We start from the raw sequence: 20,320 nt of genomic DNA on the forward strand, positions 1-20,320 counted from the left end.
AAAATGGCAAAGCCTGCCCTGCTGGCGGGCTTTGCCGTTCTGGTTGTGGGCGCCGGCGCCTCATTGCAGTCTTCACCCGCCTACGGGCAGGATCTGCAGCTGCGGCCGTGGCTGCGCAACCTGTTCTCGCCGCGGCGCGCCGAGCGGGTCGAAGAACCTCCCGCCGCCGTGCCACAGAAGCAGCAGCCAAAAACCCAGGCTCCTGCCGCCAGGAAGAATGTGGTGCGCGCCAATCCGGCAGAGCCCGCCCCGCCGCCCGCTCCGGTCGTGGAAAAGGCATCCGACGCGCGCGTCGTGCTCGTGGTGGGCGACTTTCTGGCCAGCGGGCTGGCCGACGGGCTGACCACCGTCTTCGCCGAGAACCCGGCCGTGCGCGTGGTGGACCGCTCCAACGGCTCGTCCGGTTTCGTGCGTGACGACTATTACAACTGGCCGGGCGAAATCGGGCCCATACTGGAAACCGAGAAGCCGGCCGTCGTTCTGGTAATGATGGGGTCCAACGACCGCCAGCAGATGAAGGTCGGCGATAGCCGCGAAGCGCCGCGCACGGAAGGCTGGACACAGGAATACAAGCAGCGGACCGTGAATTTCGGCAAGCACATCACTGAGGCGAAGCTGCCCTTTCTGTGGGTGGGCATGCCTTCCTTCCGGCCCGGCACGATGACCTCCGACATGCTTGCCCTCAACGAGATCTACCGCGATGCGGCCGAGACCGCCGGCGGGGAATTCGTCGACATATGGGAAGGCTTCGTCGACGAAAACGGCACCTTCATCACCCGAGGCCCTGACATCAACGGCCAGCCCGTGACCCTGCGCGCCGAGGACGGCATCAACATGACGCGGGCCGGCAAGCGCAAGGTCGCCTTCTACACCGAAAAGCCGCTGCTGAAGCTGCTCGGACTGGCTTCTCCCAACGCCACGACGGCTGATCCGGTGCTTCCGGCCCCGATCCCCGGCTCGCCGGACAGCCCGCAGATGCCGGTCAACATCGACCGCACGCCGCCGATGCTGCTGAGCGACCCAGCTCTGGACGGCGGTACGGAGCTGCTCGGCGCATCCCTGCCGACTAAAGACGCCTCTGCAAACAAAGAGCAGGATACGCGGGAGGCCGGCAAGGTCTCTCCCGGCCGGGCTGACGATTTCACATGGCCGCCGCAGCGCACGACCGCGACGACCGCGCCGCAGGAGACGACCGGTTCCGTCACGCGCAGGAACTAACGCCTTTCCGGCAAAGGTGTCAGTGGCCTTGCTTTCGCAATTGCCCTTCGATCGCCGTCACCGCGGCAGCAGCGACGCCCCCATCAGTGCCTCGTCGATGGCGCGCGCGGCCTGCCGGCCTTCGCGGATCGCCCACACCACCAGCGACTGGCCCCGCCGTGCATCGCCGGCAGCGAACAGACGGTCCATGCTGGTGCGATAGTCGCGGTCGCTGGCGGCGATGTTGGTGGAGCGCCGATTGTCGGTTATCGTCTTCATGCGTCCGTCCAGCTCCGTCAGCACGCCCTTGTGGAACGGTCCGGCAAAGCCGATGGCGATGAAGGCGAGATCGGCGCGGATGACGAATTCCTTGCCCGCGATGGGCTTGCGCTTCTCGTCCACTTCGCAGCACTTGACGCCGACAAGCCTGCCGTCCTCGCCGATGAATTCCAGCGTCGACACCTGAAATTCGCGATTTGCGCCTTCCGCCTGGCTTGAGGAGGTGCGCATCTTGGTGGCCCAGTAGGGCCAGACCGAAAGCTTGTCCTCCTTCTCGGGCGGCTGCGGCCGGATGTCGAGCTGGGTGACGCGCACCGCTCCCTGCCGGAAGGCAGTGCCGACACAGTCGGATGCGGTGTCGCCGCCGCCGACCACCACGACATGCTGACCGTTGGCGAGGATTTCGGGGGCCGCCCATGCCACCGACTGGATGTCTTCTCCGCCGACGCGGCGGTTCTGCTGCACCAGATAGGGCATGGCATCGTGCACGCCTTCCAGATCGGCGCCGGGAATGCCGGCAGCGCGCGGCGTTTCGGAGCCGCCGCAGTAAAGCACCGCGTCATACTCCGCCAGCAGGCTGTCCACGCTCCTGTCGACACCGATATTGACACCGCAGAAGAAGGTCACGCCTTCGCCCTGCATCTGCTCGATGCGGCGGTCGATGAAATGCTTCTCGATCTTGAAGTCGGGAATGCCGTAGCGCATCAGCCCGCCGGGGCGGCTTTCGCGCTCATAGACATGCACCTCGTGGCCGGCCCGGCCAAGCTGCTGGGCGGCGGCCATTCCGGCCGGGCCGGAACCGATGATGGCGACCCGCCTGCCGGTCTTCATCAGCGGCGGATAGGGCCGGATGTAACCGATCTCATAGGCTTTGTCGGCCAGCGCCTGCTCCACCGTCTTGATGGCGACCGGAATGTCCTCGAGGTTCAGCGTGCAGGCTTCCTCGCAGGGCGCGGGGCAGATGCGGCCGGTGAACTCGGGAAAATTATTGGTGGAGTGCAGGTTGCGGATCGCCGTCTCCCACTCGCCGTTGTAGACGAGATCGTTCCAGTCGGGGATCTGGTTGTGCACCGGGCAGCCGGTCGGCCCATGGCAGAACGGAATGCCGCAATCCATGCAGCGCGCCGCCTGCTTTTCCACCTCGCTGTCCGAAAGGGGCAGCGTGAACTCGCGAAAATGACGTATGCGATCGGATGCAGGCTGATACTTGTGAACCTGCCGGTCGATCTCCAGAAAACCAGTTACCTTGCCCATTATGCTTCCTTGACCTTTGCGTGCGGCACGCAGGCGCATGGCGCGCGGGCCGTTCGTACGGGTGCTGACGGTTCCGGGCGCGACACCGCGCCCGACGGGTAGGGGAACCCTGCGCGGCAAGGCTCCTCAGGCTAGCGCGGACGCGCCCCCGGTTTGAGGTCTGGCGGAACACCGTAGAGGAAGAGCGGCGTGCTCATTCCTATTCCGCCGCCACGTTCATGCGGGCGCGCTCCATCTCCAGAAGGGCACGGCGATACTCGACCGGCATGACCTTGCGGAATTTCGGCCGGTAGCTTGCCCATTCGTCGAGAATGGCGCGGCCGCGCCTGGAGCCCGTATAGTGCACATGGTTGAGGATGAGCTGGTAAAGGCGCTCCTCGTCATGGCTGGTCATGTCGCCGGACACGTCGACCCTGCCCTTGTGGGCGATGTCGCCGCCATGATGGTGCAACTTTTCAAGGATGTCGTCCTCTTCCGGCACCGGTTCCAGCTCGACCATCGCCATGTTGCAGCGCTGCGCGAAATCGCCGTCCTCATCGAGCACGTAGGCGACACCGCCGGACATGCCGGCCGCGAAGTTGCGACCCGTGCGTCCAAGCACCACCACCACGCCGCCGGTCATATATTCGCAGCCATGATCACCGACGCCCTCGACAACCGCGATGGCCCCCGAATTGCGCACGGCAAACCGCTCTCCGGCGACGCCCGCGAAATAGGCCTCGCCCTCGATGGCCCCGTAGAGCACGGTGTTACCGGCGATGATGGAATCCGCGGCAACGATCCTCGTGTCATGCGGCGGGCGGATGACGATGCGGCCGCCCGAAAGACCCTTGCCGACATAGTCGTTGCCGTCGCCAACCAGCTCGAACGACACCCCGCGCGACAGGAACGCCGCGAAAGACTGGCCGGCGGTTCCTGTGAGCGTGACCGCGATCGTGTCCGGGCGCAGTCCCTTGTGGCCGAAGCGGCGAACGACTTCGCCGGAGAGCATGGCGCCCGCCGAACGATCCACATTGCGGATCGGAACCTCGATGGTCACCGCCTGCCGTGCGTCGAGCGCCGGTGCGGCAAGCTCGATCAGCCTGCGGTCGAGCACATCGTCGATTGGATGGTTCTGGCGCTCGGTCCAGTGCGTCTGCTCGGCCGGCGCGTCCGGCTTGTGGAACAGGCGCGAGAAATCGAGCCCACGCGCCTTCCAGTGGTCGATGAGCGCGCGCTTCTCGAGCAGGTCGGTATTGCCGATGATCTGGTCGAGATGGGTAAAGCCCATTTCGGCCAGAAGCTCGCGCACCTCTTCCGCCACATAGAAGAAGTAGTTGATGACGTGCTCCGGCGTGCCCTTGAAGCGCTTGCGCAGAACCGGATCCTGCGTCGCCACGCCCACCGGGCAGGTGTTGAGGTGGCACTTGCGCATCATGATGCAGCCGGCCGCGATCAGCGGCGCGGTGGCGAAGCCGAACTCGTCGGCGCCCAACAGCGCGCCGATGATGACGTCGCGGCCGGTGCGCAGACCACCGTCGACCTGAAGGGCGACGCGGCTGCGCAACCCGTTCAGCACCAGCGTCTGGTGCGTCTCGGCAAGGCCGATCTCCCACGGGCTGCCGGCATGCTTGAGCGAGGTGAGCGGCGATGCGCCGGTGCCCCCGTCATAGCCGGAGACGGTGATGTGATCGGCACGCGCCTTGGCAACGCCGGCCGCGACCGTGCCCACGCCCACTTCCGACACCAGCTTTACCGACACGTCGGCGCGCGGATTGACGTTCTTCAGGTCGTAGATGAGTTGCGCCAGATCCTCGATCGAATAGATGTCGTGATGCGGCGGCGGCGAGATCAGGCCCACGCCCGGCGTCGAATGCCGCGTCTTGGCGATGGTGGCATCGACCTTGTGGCCCGGAAGCTGGCCACCCTCGCCGGGCTTCGCCCCTTGCGCCACCTTGATCTGCATCATGTCGGAATTGACGAGATATTCCGTCGTCACTCCGAAACGGCCGGAAGCGATCTGCTTGATCGCCGAGCGCTCGGGGTTGGCCGCGCCGCCCGGCAGCGGCAGATAGCGGTCCGGCTCCTCGCCGCCCTCGCCCGTGTTCGACTTGCCGCCGATGCGGTTCATGGCGACGGCAAGCGTGGTGTGCGCTTCCCGGGAGATCGAGCCGAAGGACATGGCCCCGGTGGAGAAGCGCTTCACGATCTCGGCGGCCGGCATGACATCGTCCAGCCGCGCCTTCTTGCGGCCGACCTCTTCCGCCGTCCTGATCCTGAACAGGCCGCGAATGGCGTGGGCATTGGCCGTGGCGTCGTTCACCTGTTCGGAGAACTGCCTGAAGGTTTCGGCCGATCCCTGCCGCACCGCATGCTGAAGGGTCGCGACCGCATCCGGCGTCCAGGCGTGCGCCTCGCCGCGCATGCGGAACATGTATTCGCCGCCCACTTCCAGCGCCCGGCGCAGCACCGGATCGTCTCCGAAGGCGGACGCGTGGCGCGCGACCGTCTCGGCCGCGATGTGCTCCAGCCCCACGCCTTCGATCAGCGTGGCCGTGCCGGTGAAATAGCGATCGACGAATTCGGACTTCAGCCCGACCGCGTCGAAGATCTGCGCGCCGCAATAGGACTGGTAGGTCGAGATGCCCATCTTGGACATCACCTTGAGGATGCCCTTGCCGATCGACTTGATGTAGCGGGTGACAAGCTCCTGCGGGTCCACTTCCGGCGGGAACTGCCCCTTTGCGTGCATGTCGACCAGCGTGTCGAAGGCGAGATAGGGATTGATCGCCTCGGCGCCATAACCGGCAAGGCAGCAGAAATGATGCACCTCGCGCGGCTCGCCCGATTCCACCACCAGCCCGACCGAGGTGCGCAGCCCCTTGCGGATCAGGTGATGATGCACCGCCGCCGTGGCCAGCAGGGTCGGAATGTCGATGCGGTCCGGCCCGATCTGGCGATCGGACAGGATGATGATGTTGTAGCCGCCGGCCACCGCCGCCTCGGCCCGCTCGCACAGCCGCTCGATGGCCGCCGGCATGCCTTCGGCTCCTTCCGTCACCGAATAGGTGATGTCGATGGTCTTGGTGTCGAAGCGCTCTTCGGTATGGCCGATGGAGCGTATCTTTTCGAGGTCCGCATTGGTGAGAATGGGCTGGCGCACTTCCAGCCGCTTGCGGCGCGAGGTGCCGACGAGGTCGAAGATGTTCGGCCGCGGCCCGATGAAGGACACGAGGCTCATCACCAGTTCCTCGCGGATCGGATCGATCGGAGGATTGGTGACCTGCGCGAAGTTCTGCTTGAAATAGGTGTAGAGCAGCTTCGGCTTGTCCGACATGGCCGCGATCGGCGTGTCGGTGCCCATCGAGCCGACGGCCTCCTGCCCCGTCGTCGCCATGGGCGACATCAAAAGCTTGAGGTCTTCCTGGCTGTAACCGAAGGCCTGCTGGCGGTCGAGGAGCGACACGTCCTTGCGCAGCGCGCGCGGCTCGACCGGGTTGAGGTCTTCGAGAATGAGCTGCGTGTTCGCCAGCCACTTGCCGTAGGGGTGCCGGGTGGCGATCTCGGTCTTGATTTCCTCGTCGGAGACGATGCGGCCCTTTTCGAGATCGATCAGCAGCATGCGGCCCGGCTGGAGGCGCCACTTGGTGACGATGTGCTCTTCCGCCACCGGCAGCACGCCGGCCTCGGAAGCGAGGATGACGCGGTCGTCGTCGGTGACGATGTAGCGCGCGGGCCTGAGCCCGTTGCGGTCGAGCGTCGCGCCGATCTGGCGCCCGTCGGTGAACACCACGGCGGCCGGACCGTCCCACGGTTCCATCAGGGCGGCATGATACTCGTAGAACGCCTTGCGTTCGTCGCCCATCAGCTTGTTGCCGGCCCAGGCTTCCGGGATCAGCATCATCATGGCATGGGCCAGGCTGTAGCCGCCCTGGAACAGGAATTCGAGCGCGTTGTCGAAGCAGGCCGTATCGGATTGGCCTTCATAGGAGATCGGCCACAGCTTCGAGATGTCGTTCCCGAAAAGCTCGCTGTCCACCGACGCCTGACGCGCCGCCATCCAGTTGTTGTTGCCGCGCACCGTGTTGATCTCGCCATTGTGCGCGACCATGCGGTAAGGATGCGCCAGCTTCCACGACGGGAAGGTGTTGGTCGAAAAGCGCTGGTGGACAAGGATCAGCGCCGATTCGAAGCGCGGATCGAGAAGGTCCGTGTAGTAGGCGCCCACCTGATTGGCGAGGAACATGCCCTTGTAGACGATGGTGCGGGCCGACAGCGACACGCAGTAGGAGCCGACGTCGCGGTTGTCGTTCTCGGCATAGATGCGGCCGGAGATGACCTTGCGCAGGATATAGAGGCGGCGCTCATACTCGTCATCGTCGCCGGCGTCGGAGGGGCGGTCGAAGAAAACCTGCGTGTGGAACGGTTCGGCGGCGACGATTTCCGGTGCGCTGGAAAGCGACGAATTGTCGACGGGAACCTCGCGGAAGCCCAGAATGGTGAAACCTTCCGATTGCGCCGATTCCACGATCACATCGTTCACATGGGCGCGCGCGGCCTCGTCCTGCGGCATGAACCAGTGGCCGACGCCGTAACGGCCGGACGGCGGCAGTTCGACGCCCTGCGTCGCCATTTCCTCGCGAAAGAAACGGTCGGGCATCTGCACGAGCACGCCCGCACCGTCGCCGACCAGCGGGTCGGCGCCCACCGCGCCGCGATGAGTGAGGTTTTCCAGAACGAACAGGCCATCCCTGACGATCTGGTGCGACTTCACGCCCTTCATGTTGGCGATGAAGCCGACGCCGCAGGCGTCATGTTCGTTGCGCGGATCGTAAAGGCCCTGCGCGGAGGGAGGAATGCCCCGGTTAGCGATGCGTTTCGTGGTGGCCGCCCCGGTCTGTGCGGCCGGCCTGAAATCCGTCGTCACAGATGGCGTCACATGCGTCATCGCTGTCGTCCTCCATTTTCGCGCCGGAGAGGCGTCTGGTTGCCTTGGGGAGCATCAGGCTCCCGGTTGGGTATGCGTAACCGCTGGCGAGAACTCTTCACGCCCCGCCGGTCAGCGGGGAAAAGCCGCTTGCGCCACCAGTCGGATCGACAATTTCACTATACGCCGATCCGGGCTGCTTTGCGCGGATAAATAAGACAGCATTGCTGTCCTAAATTTCTATGGCAGAAATCAAAAAAGCGCACAAGACCGATTGATGAAAAAAATTGCGTCTTTTGGATAGAAAGTTGCGAAAGCCTGACACAAAGGGAAACTTTCCGTCGATTCTTGCTCACTCCGAAGCCACTTGCGGGCAGCAAAGCGGCACAATGCCTGTCGCTACCTTGCAAGGTGCTGCTGAAAAGGATCAATTGCGCACCTGAAAAGCAGCAGCATCGGAGCCGGAAATGTTCTTCGCGTCAGACAACTGGGCCGGCGCCCATCCTGCCGTTGCCGCGCGCATGTCAGGGGCTGCGGCGGGCTTCAGCACGGCCTATGGCGACGGTGATCTCGACCGCGCCGTCTATGAAAAATTCAGCGAAGTCTTCGAACGCGAAGTGGCGGTGTTCTTCGTGTCCACCGGCACGGCGGCCAACTCGCTTTCCCTGGCCCTTTATGGAAAGCCCGGCGGCATATCATTTTGCCACCGGGAGGCGCATGTCATGGAGGACGAGTGCGGGGCGGTCGAATATTTCTCCGGCGGCGGGCGGCTGCTCGGCATCGATGGCAGCCTCGGCCGCATGGACCCGGCCGCGCTGGAGAAGGCACTCGGCCATTTCTTCCCCGAATCAGTCCACACCGGGCGTGCGGCCACCATATCGATCACCCAGTCGACCGAAATCGGCACCGTCTACTCACTGCAGGATATCGAGGCGATTTCCACCATCGCCGGCAGCCGCTGCCTGCCCCTGCACATGGACGGCGCGCGCTTCGCCAATGCGCTGGTTGCACTTGAAACCACGCCGGCGGAAATGACGTGGAAGCGCGGAATTGACGTGGTGTCCTTCGGCGGCACCAAGAATGGCTGCTGGTGCGCCGAGGCCATCGTGCTGTTCGACCTCGATCTGGCGCGGGAAATGGCCTTCCTGCGCAAGCGTGCCGGGCAGCTGTTCTCGAAATCGCGCTTCGTGGCCGCACAGTTCGACGCCTATTTCCATGACAGCCTGTGGCTGGAAAACGCCCGTCACTCCAATGCCATGGCCAGCCGCCTTGCCGAAGCGATCGACGCAGCCCTCACCGCGCGCCTTGCATGGCAGCCGCAGGCCAACGAGGTTTTCGCCATATTCGGCGATGACATGGCCGCCAGGCTGCAGGCCGCCGGCGCGACCTTCCACCAATGGCCGGCGCCGGCGGGGTTCAGCGGGCAGCTTGGCGAGGACGAAAAAATCTATCGTTTCGTCACCAGCTTCGCCACGCAGAGCGAGGATATAGAGCGGCTGGCCGGCCTGATCCGCTGATCCCGCGTGAACGCAAAAGCGGCGCGGGTTTCCCCGCGCCGCCTCTCCCTCGGGAGGAGTGAGAGAAGATCAGTTGACGGTCTTGGCTTCGATCTGCCGGGAATTGTCAGCCGGCACGGAGGTGATGGCGATCCTGCGCGGCTTCAGTTCCTCGGGGATGTTGCGCTTCAGGTCGATGTGCAGCAGGCCGTTCTTGAGGGCTGCGCCGACGACATCGACATGGTCGGCAAGCTGGAACCGGCGCTCGAAGGAGCGCGAAGCAATGCCGCGATAAAGCAGTTCGGCGCCGTCGCTTTCAGTCTCCTGCCCGCGCTCACCCTTGATGGTCAGCACATTGCGGTGAGCCTCGATGGAAATCTCGTCATCCGCAAAGCCGGCCACGGCCATGGAGATGCGATAGGCATCCTCTCCGGTCTTTTCGATGTTGTAGGGCGGATAGGACTGCCCGCCTTCGGGCTGACCGAGCGAGTCAATCATATTGAACAGGCGGTCGAAGCCTACGGTCGAGCGATAAAGAGGCGAAAAATCAACGTGACGCATGGTGTGTTCTCCTGTCGAGCAACAAGGTTTGCGTTGTGACCACTTGAAAACCCTGATGGCGCTTTCCGGGCCAGCGGCCCCGACATCGGCGACCGCACAGTACATTTGGGTGCCTGCCAAAACGGTTTCAAGACCCTGTCATTCACCCCATTGGCGCGCGGATGAACGCGCGATGAACGGCGCGCTCAAAAGCCGTTCAGCTTGTGTGCCCTATGCCTTTCTCTGCAACGGAACGGCGGCGATGCCAGACCAGAGCCGATCCGGGTGTAACGTCCCTTCCATCCGGATCGACAATGGCCGGAAGTCGTTTGAGGCGACTTCCGGCTCCCACGCTGCCACAAGCGTGCCGGATTGTTCCTGCAATGATTTCCTTTGCAATATGACCGTGCCCTTCCTATCACCGTGACCAGACCCGCAGCACAGGCCGGCGGCCGCATGACAGAGCTTTTCTTTCACACGACGGACAACCCCGTCCCCAACAATGCCAGTGGCGGCTTTTTCAGAGCCCGCGACGGCAGGCAGATTCGCTATGCACGTTTTGCTCCCGGCGGCCGGCCTGAAAAAGGCACTGTCGTCCTGCTGCAGGGCCGCAATGAGTGCATCGAAAAATATTTCGAGACCATCCGCGATCTGTCGGCGCGAGGGCTGGGCACCGCCACCTTCGATTTGCGCGGTCAGGGCGGCTCGGACCGGCTGATCCGGGATCCCCGAAAGGGATACGTCAAAAGCTTCGGCCAATATGTGGACGATCTGGACATCTTCTTCCGGGAGGTCGTGCTTCCGGATTGCCGCGGCCCCTACTACATCCTCGCCCATTCCACCGGCGCGCTGGTGGCCCTGCTGGCCTCGGCCTCACTGGTCAACCGCGTCCAGCGCATGGTTCTGCTGACCCCGCTTATCGGCATGCCGGGGCAGCGCTACTCGATGAAGTCGATCCGCACCATGACGACGGCCCTCATGTTCATGGGACTTGGCCGTATGTACGTCAAAAGAAAGCGGGCGAAGGCGGCGGCCCCCTTCGAGATCAACGACCTGACCTCGGATCCCGTCCGATACCGGCGCAATACGTCCGTTTATGAAGAGCACCCCCATCTTGCGCTCAGCGGGCTGACTGTGCGCTGGCTGCGCGCGGCAAGCATGGCCGTGCTCAGGGTCAGTGATCCCCAATTCCTGGCCGGCATGCGTATTCCCACCCTGATCGTGACCGCCGGGGCCGACAGCATCGTCTCCACCCGGGCTGCTTCCGATTACGCCCGGCGGCTGCGGCTGAGTTCGCTGCTCACCATAGATGGTGCCCGCCACGAGATCCTGCAGGAAGCCGACTTCTACCGCGAGCAGTTTCTGGCTGCGTTCGATGCCTTCATTCCCGGCACTGAAGAAGAGATATTCAAGGCCGCCTGAAGGCTGAGCGCGGCATCAGCCGCGCTGGAGTGGCAATTTACGGCCTCAGCCGCGCAGAGCGGCCATTGCTGCTTCGTGCAGCTGTGGCGTCGCCGCCGCCACTATGTCACCGCCATTTTCGGCCGGCCCGCCGTCGAAGGTGGTCACGATGCCGCCGGCCTGCTTGATGATCGGGATCAGCGCCACGATGTCATAGGGCTTCAGGCCGGGATCCATGACTATATCGACGCATCCCGCCGCCAGCATGGCGAAGGCGTAGCAGTCGGTGCCGTAGCGCGCCAATTGCACCTTGCTCTCGAATGCGTCGTAACGTTTGCGCATATCGCCCTTAAACAAGGAAGGCGTGGTGGTGAACGAGATGGCCTCGGCAAGATTTTCGGTCTTGCGGGTGGCAAGCCTTCGCGGCCCGCCTGGTCCCTCATAGTGCGATCCCGCACCATCGGCATAGAACAGCTCGCCGGTAAACGGCTGGGACATCATTCCGGCAACCGCCTCGCCATCGATCGTCAGCCCCACCAGCGTGCCCCATACCGGCAGGCCGGAAATGAAGGCACGGGTGCCGTCGATCGGGTCGATCACCCACACATGGCTGCTGCCGAGGTTCTCGCTGCCATGCTCCTCACCCAGAATGCCATGATCGGGAAACTCGGCATTGATCAGGCGCCGGATCGCCAGTTCGGCCTGCTGGTCGGCCTCGGTCACGGGATCGAAACCAGCCGCCTCCTTGTTGTCGACGGCTCCCTGAGCGCGGAACCGGGGCAACGTCTCGGCCGCGGCAACTCCGGCGACGCGCCGAAGAAAATCGGGTGAAATGTGCAATGGTGTCTCCTGATCGGGAAAGCGCAGGTGTCAGCCAGTCATAGCAAAGCCGCAGACAAAGTCACGGGGCTGCACAGGCTTATTCCGCGGCAAGCGGCGGGATGCGGAAATGATGATCCGTCAACGCCATCAGGTCGGCGCAGAACTGGGTCAGATCCTCGACAAGCGCATCAAATCCGGCAGTCTTCTGAAGTGTGCTCTCGTTCATGTAGAGCCCACGATTGATCTCGATCTGCAACGCGTGCACCTTTCGTGTCGGGCGGCCGTAATGCTCGGTGATGAAGCCGCCGGCATAGGGCTTGTTGTGAGCCACGCTGTAGCCCATGGCCGAAAGCAGGTCGATCGCCGTGACGGTCAGCGCGCTTGAGGCGGAGGTCCCGAACCTGTCGCCGACGATGAAATCGGGCCGCAGCCCCGTGTCGGAAACACGCACACCTGCGGGCATGGAATGACAATCGACCAGAACGGCAAAGCCGAACGCTGCATGAGTGCGCATCACCAGCTTTTTCAGGGTTTCGTGGAAAGGCTTGTAGATCGTCTCGATCCGCGTCACCGCCTCGGCCAGCGGCAGACGGCCGGAATAGATGTCGAAGCCGTCGCCGACCAGCTTCGGCACGGTGCCAAGGCCGCCCGCGACGCGGGCGGAGCGAATGTTGCAATAGGGAGGCACCGGCTCCGAAAACATCCGCGGATCGAGTTCCCAGGGTTCCCGGTTGGCGTCGAGATAGGCGCGCGGAAAATTGGCCGCCAGCAGGGGAGCGCCCAGCATGACGCAGCCACCGAACAATTCGTCGACATAGCAGTCCTCGGAGCGGCGCACATTGTGCTCGTCAAGCCGGCTCATCGCCAGAAAGCGCTGCGGGTAATAGCGCCCGCTGTGCGGCGAGCTGAAAACGAACGGCACCCGCTGCTCGGCGGCCGATCTTACCTCGAAGGCGGGAACAACCGAAAAATCCTCGGCCGCGCTTGTCAATGTCGGTGAACCTCTGAACTGCGAAACGTCAATCCCGGAAAGTGCCATTCGTGGCCGGGCCTGTCCATAGCTTCGCCCACAGCGTCACGAAGCCAGGAACCGGCACGTATGGCGCTGTCTTCACTTGATCTTTACCGGCGCTGGCTCATATACAATCAGATTATCAGGCTGGGGCACACGCCGGCCGGGTTAGTGATTCGGACGGGAAATCATGGCACGCATTCTGCTTGCAGAAGACGACGACGATATGCGCCGCTTTCTGGTGAAGGCGCTGGAACGCGCCGGCTATCAGGTCAGCGACTTCGACAATGGCGCCAGCGCCTATGAGCGGCTGCGCGAGGAGCCCTTCTCTCTCCTCCTGACCGATATCGTCATGCCGGAAATGGACGGTATCGAGCTTGCCCGCCGTGCCACGGAGATCGATCCCGACCTCAAGGTCATGTTCATCACCGGTTTCGCGGCCGTTGCCCTGAACCCCGATTCCAAGGCCCCGCGCGACGCCAAGGTGCTGTCGAAGCCCTTCCACCTGCGCGACCTCGTCAACGAGGTGGAAAAGATGCTGCAGGCTGCATAAGGAGCGCAATTTTCCAATTTGCGCTATTGACGGGCTCCAGCAAAAATGATGTAAGCCCGCCATCGGATGGGCGTGTAGCTCAGCGGGAGAGCACTACGTTGACATCGTAGGGGTCACAGGTTCAATCCCTGTCACGCCCACCATCCGTTTCAATAACTTAGCACAGTTTCATGTTGTTCCCCGCGGGTTCATCGAACCTCACGGCAGAGCAGCGCCGACCCGGTTTGCGCCAGCGCGGCATGCAGCTTACCGACCCAGCCCTCTTCACGCACGGCATGCCCGGAACAAGACGTCCTCGCCACCCGCTCACAGCGAATGACTGCTCTCCGGACAGGCGACGACCAGTACGGGCCACCGCCTATCTTCACCACGGTTTGCCGGCAGCCGCTCAGCGCACGGCCAAAACGTCCGGCTTCAACTCCTGACGGCGCGGGCGCCCCAGATCAGGATGCATGCGCCAACGAAGCCAGCGACGAGGTATCCGAGCCAGCCGCCGAACGACACGCCCAGAAAACCGAAGATGAAGCTGGCGACAGCCGCGCCGATGATACCGAGTATGACGTTCATGAACACGCCGGTGTCGCTGTTCATGAACCTTGAAGCGATCCAGCCTGCAAGGCCGCCGATGATGATGGCTGCAATCCAGCCTACGCCTGCGTCATCCATGGACAATCTCCATTCCCAACCACAGGGCAGAGAATGCGGAACGATGCGGTGTTCGTCAAGACGACCCGGCAAGGCCTGCGGGCGCCGGCTTGCGCCGCGCCTTTTCAACGGAATGGCAGTCGTCAGCTGAGCCTCAGCGCCACCACCCCGGCCACGATGCACAAGGCGGAAGCGGCGCGCCAGCCGGTCATCTTTTCGCCCAGCGCGAACACCGAGATCGCCATGGCGAAAAGAATGGAGGTCTCGCGCAACGACGCCACGGAGGCGATCGGCGCCTTCGTCATCGCCCACATGGCGATCGCATAGGCCGCACCGCTGAGAAACCCCGTGAGCAGGCCGATGCGCCATTCCAGCGCCAGCGTGGTGGCCAGACGCCGGCCACGATAGATCAGCGCAACGGTTGTGGCGACGATGCCGTCGCACACGAACAGCCACGCGGCATAGGACAGCGCAGTCGGCGCTTCGCGGGCACCCAATCCGTCCGCCAGCGTATAACCGGCGATGAACAGCGAGGTCGTCAGCGCATAGAAGACGGCGGCCGGATTGAGAGCGGCCAGCCGCCCACCCCCACGCAAACACATGAGAAATGTGCCGGCCGACAACAGCAAAATGCCGATCAGGGCAAATTTGCCGGGCACCTCCTGAATGAGGACGATACCGCCGATCGTGGTGATGAGCGGCGCCGTGCCCCGCGCCAGCGGATAGGTCTGGGCAAGATCACCCACCTCATAGGCGCGGATCAGGAACAGCCGGTAGCCGATGTGCATGCACAGCGAAACGCCGATCCACATCCATGCCATCCTGCCGGGAAATACCACGAAGGGCAGCACCGGGAGCGCCGTGATGGCCATGCCCAGCGACGTCAGGGAGATCGAGGCGAAACGGTCCAGCCTGACCTTGATCAGGGCATTCCACGAAGCATGCATCAGTGCCGCGGCAAGAACGGCGCTGAAAACGGCAAGGCTCATGTCATTTCACCTGCTGTCGCCTCCGGATTGCAAAGAGCCGGCTTAAATCCGTTACCCGCCGTAAAGGGCTGCAACCGCTCTTGCAATGCGCATGAACCGCGCGATCCTTTGGTCCACTGTCATTGCTGCATCCTTGATTCAGGCGCCATGGCCATGTAGCCCGGTTCATATGGCTGAAGCTGGAGAGGATCGTTTCGTGACGGAACAACTTCATGGCAGCGGGAATCGTCCGGAACCTGTTCTGGAGATCGACAGGCTGGCGCGCAGGCTTGGACCCGGCTTCGCGCTGGGTCCGGTCGAGCTTGCCATCGAGCCGAAGCAGATCGTTTGCCTCGTCGGCCATTCGGGCTGCGGAAAGTCCACGCTGCTTCGCCTGATCGCCGGCATCGAGCAGCCGGACAGCGGAACCCTGCGGCTGGATGGCAGGGAACTGGCCGGTTCCGATGTGTTCGTCGAACCCGAGAAGCGCAATATCGGCTTTGTCTTTCAGGACTATGCCCTGTTTCCGCATCTGACCATCGAGCAGAACGTCATGTTCGGCCTGCGCAAATGGTCGCGTGAGGCTGCCCGCGCGCGCGTTGCCATGCTTCTGGAAATGACGGCGCTCTCGGCGATGGCGGACCGCTACCCGCATATGCTGTCCGGCGGAGAACAGCAGCGGGCGGCACTGGCGCGCGCGCTGGCGCCGCAGCCCGCCGTGGTGCTGATGGACGAACCCTTCTCAAATCTCGACCGCGACCTGCGCGAACGGGTGCGCCACGACACGATCGCCCTGCTGCGCCGCACCGGCACGACCGGGATCATCGTCACCCACGATCCCGAGGAGGCGCTGTCCACCGGGGATCGCGTCGTGCTGATGAAGGCGGGCCGCATCGTCCAGAGCGGCACCGGCCGCGAACTGCATGACCGGCCGGTCGACCGCTATGCAGCGGAGTTCTTCAGCACCTTCAACCGGGTTCCCGGCACCTATCGCAATGGCCGACTGCATACGGCGCTCGGCGCCTTTCCGTGCAGGCTGGATCTCGCTGAGGGCGGCCAGGCGCTCGCCTTCATCCGCCCGCAGGCCGTATGCCCCTGCCTTGCCGAAGACGCCTTTTTCGGCGCGGTCCGCGCCCGCAGCTTCCGCGGCGAGATCGAGCAGCTCGAACTTGAGGTCGAGGGACTGGAAACACCGCTCACCATGCGCACCACGCAGCCCTTGCAGATACGGGACGGCAAGCTGCACTTCCACATCGATCCGAACACGGTTCTGGCCTTCGCCACTTCCTGACGATTTCGGCAATAAACTTTCCGTGATCGACGCCAAACTGGCCCAAGAAAACTTGACTATCTGGATCATAAATGGTGCTCAGCTTGTGTAGCCTAACACAGGAGGAGAGGTTCCATGCGCAACGCACATTTCAAGACGACGCTTCTCGCCGCCGCCTCACTGCTTGCCGTTGCCAATGTGGCCTCGGCAGCGGAGGTGAGCATCTACACCACCCGCGAACCCGGCCTGATCCAGCCGCTGCTGGATTCCTTCAGCAGCTCAACCGGCATCAAGGTCAACACCGTCTTCCTCAAGGATGGCCTCGCCGAGCGCATAGCCTCGGAGGGCGAAAGCTCGCCGGCCGACATTCTGATGGCGGTCGATGCCGGCAATCTCGTCGATCTGGTCGACAAGGGCGTGACCCAGCCGGTGGAATCAGCCGTGCTGAGCGAGGCGATCCCCGCCCAGCTCCGCGACGCAGCCGGAAACTGGTTCGGCCTGTCCATGCGCGCCCGCGTTGTCTACGCCGCCAGCGACCTCGACCTCGACGCAATCACCTATGAGGACCTGTCCGACCCGAAATGGAAGGGCAAGGTCTGCATCCGCTCGGGCCAGCATCCCTACAACACCGCCCTGATCGCCGACTACATCGCCCACTATGGCGCTGAGGAAACCGAGAAGTGGCTGACCGGCCTGAAGGACAACCTCGCCCGCAAGGCGGCCGGCGGCGATCGCGAAGGCGCCAAGGACATTCTGGGCGGCGTCTGCGACATCGCCGTCGCCAATTCCTACTATGTGGGCCTGATGCGCTCGGGCAAGGGCGGCGACGAGCAGAAGCAATGGGCCGATGCCATCAAGGTTCTCCTGCCGACCTTCAAGGACGACGGCACCCATGTGAACATCTCGGGCGCTGCCGTCGCCAAACATGCACCGAACAAGGACGAGGCGGTCAAGCTGCTGGAATATCTGGTTTCGGACGAAGCACAGAAGATCTACGCCGAAGCGAACTATGAATATCCGGTCAAGGCCGGCGTCGCCGCCGATCCGCTCATCGCCGAACTCGGCGACCTGAAGATCGATTCCAAGCCGCTCAGCGAGATCGTCGCCAACCGCAAGGCCGCCAGCGAGCTGGTTGACAAGGTCGGCTTCGACAACTGACATGGGAGAATGGCATCCTCGCGGATGCCATTCCATTTTTCATGACCATGGCAGCAACGGGTTCAGGACCGAACAGAAGGCGGCGCTCCGGCGCCGCCTGGCTCATTGTGGCGGGTTTCACTGCCCTTGGCGTCGCGCTGCCTTTTCTCGCCCTGTTTTTCGAGGCGCTGCACGGCTCGCAAGGGCTGTGGGCGCATCTCTTCTCCACCATCCTGCCGGTTGCCCTGCGTGACACGCTGATCCTGCTTGCCGGTGTCGGCGTTCTGGTCGCCGTTCTCGGCACCGGAACGGCATGGCTGGTCACGGCCTATGAATTCCCCGGACGCCGCACGCTGGAATGGGCGCTGCTGCTGCCGCTGGCGGTCCCGACTTATATCGTCGCCTATACCTATCTCGACATATTGCACCCGATCGGCGTCGTTCAGGGCGCCATTCGCACCATTCTCGGCTATTCCAGCCCGCGCGAATTCCGCCTGCCCGACATCCGGTCGATGATGGGCTGCATAATCCTGCTTTCCTTCGTGCTCTACCCTTATGTCTACATCGCCACCCGCGCCATGTTCCTGACGCAGCCGGCAAGCCTGATCGAGGCGGCCCGCACGCTCGGCGTCTCGCGCCGGGCCGTGTTTTGGCGTGTCGCCCTGCCGCTGGCCCGGCCGGCCGTTGCGGTCGGCATCAGCCTTGCGCTGATGGAGACGCTGAACGACATCGGCGCCGCCGAATTCCTTGGCGTGCGTACGCTGACCGTATCGATCTACACGACATGGATCACCCGCTCCGACCTGCCGGGCGCATCGCAGATTGCGCTTTCGCTGCTGGTCGTCGTGGTGGCGGTCGTAGCGCTTGAACACTATGCGCGGCGGCGCCAGCGCTTCGCGGCCGGCGCACAGCGCGGCGGCAAGAGCTTCGAACGCCATCGCGTGTCCGCCTCCGCCGGAGCGCTGCTGCTGGTGCTCGGCCTGATACCGGTCCTGATCGGCTTCATCGGGCCAGCGCTTTATCTGGCGACGGAAGCCTGGGCCCGCATCGGCTATGCCGGCATGCCCCCACGCTTCCTGTCGACCGTATCGGGCACGATATTGCTTTCTGCGGCAGCCACCCTGCTCACGCTGGCGCTCGGTGCGGCAGCGGCCTATGCGGCGCGCATTCGGCCGGGCGGCTTTTCCGCTTCAGCCTTCCGCCTTTCCACCATCGGCTATGCCGCGCCCGGAACCGTCATCGCCATCGGGCTCGTCATCGTGCTGGGAACCTTCGACCGCACGGTGAACGCACTGGCCGGGTCATGGTTCGGCATCTCCACCGGCCTCATCTTCCTCGGTTCGGGTGCGGCGCTGGTCTACGCCTATACGTCTCGCTTCCTCGCCATTTCGGCGGGCGGAATGGCTGCCGGCCTCAGCCGCATCCCGCAATCGCTGGACGAGGTTTCGCGCACGCTCGGCGAAACCGCATCCGGCACCCTGCGGCGCGTGCATCTGCCTCTGTCGAAGACGGCGCTCGCCGCCGCCGCCCTGCTCGTCTTCGTCGATTGCGTGAAGGAGCTGCCGGCAACGCTGCTGCTGCGCCCGCTCAATGTGGAGACGCTGGCCACCCATCTTTATGGCGAGGCCGCGCGCGGCACCTATGAGGAGGCGTCGATTTCGGCGCTCGCCATCGTGCTGATCGCCCTGTTGCCGGTGGTGCTCCTGTCGCGCGTTGGCGCGGAGCGCAATCTGCGGCAGGCAGACACGCCGCTTGTGCCGCAGTCGCTGCCGTCAGTTCAGCAGCAGAACATCGCCTGACGAAAAGCTGATCTCGACATGATCGCCGATCTGCGGCGGTGGCGTCGCGGGATTGTTGAACGTATCCAGCGAGACGATGCTGTCGCCCACCCTGACCCGGACCCGGATGACCGAGCCGAGGAAATGCACGTCGGCGATCTCGCCCGAAAGCATCGCGTCGTTGCCTTCGCGGTGGCCGAGGGCAATCGCCTCAGGGCGCAGCGCCAGCGACAGCGCATCGCCCGCCCTCACCCCTTCAGGCTCCTGCCGGAGCGAAAACGCACCGCTGCCGAGATGCACCTTGCCTGCCGGCCCCAGCGTGCCTTCGAGCACGTTCAGCGTGCCGACGAAACCGGCCACGAAGCGTGTCGCGGGGCGGTTGTATATCTCGAAAGCAGCGCCGACCTGCTCAACCTTGCCGCCATACATGACCACGATGCGATCCGAGATCGACAGCGCCTCTTCCTGATCATGGGTGACGAAAATGGTGGTGATGCCGAGCTTCTTCTGGATGGAGCGGATTTCCTCGCGCAGCGACACGCGCACCTTGGCGTCCAGCGCCGACAGCGGCTCGTCGAGCAGCAGCACCTTCGGTCTCGGCGCCAGCGCACGCGCCAGCGCGATGCGCTGCTGCTGGCCGCCGGAGAGCTGATAGGGGTAGCGATTGCCGAACTCGCCGGCCGGTAGCTTGATGATGTCGAGCATCTCGGCGACGCGGCTGTCGATCTCGGCTTTCGGCACCCCGGCCACTTTCAGGCCGAAGCCGATGTTCTGCGCCACGGTGAGGTTGGGGAACAACGCATAGGCCTGGAAAACCATGCCGATATTGCGCTGGTTCGGCTTCAATGCGGTGACATCCTTGCCGCCAATGACGATGCGCCCCGCACTCGGCTCCTCGAAACCCGCCACCATGCGCAGAACCGTGGTCTTGCCGCAGCCGGAAGGGCCGAGGAAGGAAACGAATTCACCCGCTTCGACGTCGAGATTGAAATCCTGCACGACGGTGGTGGCACCGAAGGATTTGCGCACGTGCTGGATCGACAGGAAGGGCTCTGGCATTGG

General features: G+C 63.8%; 15 protein-coding genes and 1 tRNA gene. 8 read left to right on the plus strand and 8 right to left on the minus strand.

The window, feature by feature from the left end; translation table 11 throughout:
- Window positions 1–3 precede the first annotated feature (3 nt).
- A complete protein-coding gene (locus MIC97_RS07180) occupies window positions 4–1,218 on the plus strand; it encodes a DUF459 domain-containing protein (protein WP_239799456.1) in 1,215 nt (404 codons plus the stop codon).
- A 57-nt stretch (window positions 1,219–1,275) separates the two neighbouring features.
- Here the strand turns inward: MIC97_RS07180 and MIC97_RS07185 are convergent, their stop codons facing one another.
- On the minus strand, window positions 1,276–2,730 hold the full coding sequence (locus tag MIC97_RS07185; protein ID WP_239799457.1) for a glutamate synthase subunit beta: 1,455 nt from the start codon (window positions 2,728–2,730) through the stop codon (window positions 1,276–1,278).
- 199 nt (window positions 2,731–2,929) lie between these two features.
- Window positions 2,930–7,657: a glutamate synthase large subunit gene (gltB, locus tag MIC97_RS07190; RefSeq protein WP_239799458.1), complete on the minus strand. Its 4,728-nt coding sequence runs from the start codon at window positions 7,655–7,657 to the stop codon at window positions 2,930–2,932.
- A gap of 446 nt (window positions 7,658–8,103) precedes the next feature.
- Here gltB and MIC97_RS07195 point away from each other — a divergent pair, with 446 nt between their 5' ends.
- The gene (locus MIC97_RS07195; RefSeq protein WP_239799459.1) at window positions 8,104–9,153 is read left to right on the plus strand and encodes a low specificity L-threonine aldolase; all 1,050 of its coding nucleotides are present in this window, start codon (window positions 8,104–8,106) and stop codon (window positions 9,151–9,153) included.
- Between the two features lie 69 nt (window positions 9,154–9,222).
- Here the strand turns inward: MIC97_RS07195 and MIC97_RS07200 are convergent, their stop codons facing one another.
- Window positions 9,223–9,693, minus strand: a complete 471-nt coding sequence (locus MIC97_RS07200; RefSeq protein ID WP_183831843.1) for an Hsp20 family protein — start codon at window positions 9,691–9,693, stop codon at window positions 9,223–9,225.
- 435 nt (window positions 9,694–10,128) lie between these two features.
- Here MIC97_RS07200 and MIC97_RS07205 point away from each other — a divergent pair, with 435 nt between their 5' ends.
- Complete coding sequence (locus tag MIC97_RS07205; RefSeq protein ID WP_239799460.1) at window positions 10,129–11,094, plus strand: alpha/beta hydrolase; 966 nt, start codon at window positions 10,129–10,131, stop codon at window positions 11,092–11,094.
- Between the two features lie 45 nt (window positions 11,095–11,139).
- On the opposite strand, the gene hisN is transcribed toward MIC97_RS07205, so the two are convergent.
- On the minus strand, window positions 11,140–11,913 hold the full coding sequence (gene hisN, locus MIC97_RS07210; protein ID WP_239799461.1) for a histidinol-phosphatase: 774 nt from the start codon (window positions 11,911–11,913) through the stop codon (window positions 11,140–11,142).
- Window positions 11,914–11,992: 79 nt separating this feature from the next.
- On the minus strand, window positions 11,993–12,934 hold the full coding sequence (locus MIC97_RS07215; protein WP_239799462.1) for an N-formylglutamate amidohydrolase: 942 nt from the start codon (window positions 12,932–12,934) through the stop codon (window positions 11,993–11,995).
- Window positions 12,935–13,097: 163 nt separating this feature from the next.
- Here MIC97_RS07215 and MIC97_RS07220 point away from each other — a divergent pair, with 163 nt between their 5' ends.
- On the plus strand, window positions 13,098–13,460 hold the full coding sequence (locus MIC97_RS07220) for a response regulator (protein ID WP_183831847.1): 363 nt from the start codon (window positions 13,098–13,100) through the stop codon (window positions 13,458–13,460).
- Between the two features lie 68 nt (window positions 13,461–13,528).
- A tRNA-Val gene (locus MIC97_RS07225) sits at window positions 13,529–13,603 on the plus strand.
- A 271-nt stretch (window positions 13,604–13,874) separates the two neighbouring features.
- On the opposite strand, the gene MIC97_RS07230 is transcribed toward MIC97_RS07225, so the two are convergent.
- Together MIC97_RS07230 and MIC97_RS07235 are read right to left on the minus strand one after the other, a co-directional pair.
- Window positions 13,875–14,126: a GlsB/YeaQ/YmgE family stress response membrane protein gene (locus tag MIC97_RS07230; protein WP_183831848.1), complete on the minus strand. Its 252-nt coding sequence runs from the start codon at window positions 14,124–14,126 to the stop codon at window positions 13,875–13,877.
- 122 nt (window positions 14,127–14,248) lie between these two features.
- The gene (locus tag MIC97_RS07235) at window positions 14,249–15,094 is read right to left on the minus strand and encodes an EamA family transporter (protein ID WP_239799463.1); all 846 of its coding nucleotides are present in this window, start codon (window positions 15,092–15,094) and stop codon (window positions 14,249–14,251) included.
- A gap of 241 nt (window positions 15,095–15,335) precedes the next feature.
- On the opposite strand from MIC97_RS07235, the gene MIC97_RS07240 reads away from it, so the two are divergent.
- From MIC97_RS07240 to MIC97_RS07250, 3 genes are all read left to right on the plus strand, one after another.
- Window positions 15,336–16,364: an ABC transporter ATP-binding protein gene (locus MIC97_RS07240; protein WP_239801059.1), complete on the plus strand. Its 1,029-nt coding sequence runs from the start codon at window positions 15,336–15,338 to the stop codon at window positions 16,362–16,364.
- A 114-nt stretch (window positions 16,365–16,478) separates the two neighbouring features.
- The gene (locus tag MIC97_RS07245) at window positions 16,479–17,501 is read left to right on the plus strand and encodes a Fe(3+) ABC transporter substrate-binding protein (protein WP_239799464.1); all 1,023 of its coding nucleotides are present in this window, start codon (window positions 16,479–16,481) and stop codon (window positions 17,499–17,501) included.
- Between the two features lie 41 nt (window positions 17,502–17,542).
- Window positions 17,543–19,279 (plus strand): iron ABC transporter permease, encoded by a 1,737-nt coding sequence (locus MIC97_RS07250; RefSeq protein ID WP_239799465.1) that lies wholly within the window; start codon window positions 17,543–17,545, stop codon window positions 19,277–19,279.
- On the opposite strand, the gene MIC97_RS07255 is transcribed toward MIC97_RS07250, so the two are convergent.
- A complete protein-coding gene (locus MIC97_RS07255; protein WP_239799466.1) occupies window positions 19,253–20,317 on the minus strand; it encodes an ABC transporter ATP-binding protein in 1,065 nt (354 codons plus the stop codon). The genes MIC97_RS07250 and MIC97_RS07255 overlap by 27 nt on opposite strands.
- Between the last annotated feature and the right edge of the window lie 3 nt (window positions 20,318–20,320).

The organism is Aquamicrobium sp. NLF2-7 (genome assembly GCF_022359935.1).
GTDB lineage: Bacteria > Pseudomonadota > Alphaproteobacteria > Rhizobiales > Rhizobiaceae > Mesorhizobium > Mesorhizobium lusatiense.

Excerpts from the sequence above, each read along its gene's own strand:
- MIC97_RS07200 (WP_183831843.1), bottom strand. The coding sequence starts at position 9,693 with ATGCGTCACGTTGATTTTTCGCCTCTTTATCGCTCGACCGTAGGCTTC.
- MIC97_RS07250 (WP_239799465.1), top strand. The coding sequence starts at position 17,543 with ATGACCATGGCAGCAACGGGTTCAGGACCGAACAGAAGGCGGCGCTCC.
- MIC97_RS07245 (WP_239799464.1), top strand. The coding sequence starts at position 16,479 with ATGCGCAACGCACATTTCAAGACGACGCTTCTCGCCGCCGCCTCACTG.
- MIC97_RS07215 (WP_239799462.1), bottom strand. The coding sequence starts at position 12,934 with ATGGCACTTTCCGGGATTGACGTTTCGCAGTTCAGAGGTTCACCGACA.
- MIC97_RS07195 (WP_239799459.1), top strand. The coding sequence starts at position 8,104 with ATGTTCTTCGCGTCAGACAACTGGGCCGGCGCCCATCCTGCCGTTGCC.
- MIC97_RS07255 (WP_239799466.1), bottom strand. The coding sequence starts at position 20,317 with ATGCCAGAGCCCTTCCTGTCGATCCAGCACGTGCGCAAATCCTTCGGT.
- MIC97_RS07235 (WP_239799463.1), bottom strand. The coding sequence starts at position 15,094 with ATGAGCCTTGCCGTTTTCAGCGCCGTTCTTGCCGCGGCACTGATGCAT.
- MIC97_RS07220 (WP_183831847.1), top strand. The coding sequence starts at position 13,098 with ATGGCACGCATTCTGCTTGCAGAAGACGACGACGATATGCGCCGCTTT.
- MIC97_RS07205 (WP_239799460.1), top strand. The coding sequence starts at position 10,129 with ATGACAGAGCTTTTCTTTCACACGACGGACAACCCCGTCCCCAACAAT.
- MIC97_RS07185 (WP_239799457.1), bottom strand. The coding sequence starts at position 2,730 with ATGGGCAAGGTAACTGGTTTTCTGGAGATCGACCGGCAGGTTCACAAG.
- MIC97_RS07230 (WP_183831848.1), bottom strand. The coding sequence starts at position 14,126 with ATGGATGACGCAGGCGTAGGCTGGATTGCAGCCATCATCATCGGCGGC.
- MIC97_RS07180 (WP_239799456.1), top strand. The coding sequence starts at position 4 with ATGGCAAAGCCTGCCCTGCTGGCGGGCTTTGCCGTTCTGGTTGTGGGC.
- gltB (WP_239799458.1), bottom strand. The coding sequence starts at position 7,657 with ATGACGCATGTGACGCCATCTGTGACGACGGATTTCAGGCCGGCCGCA.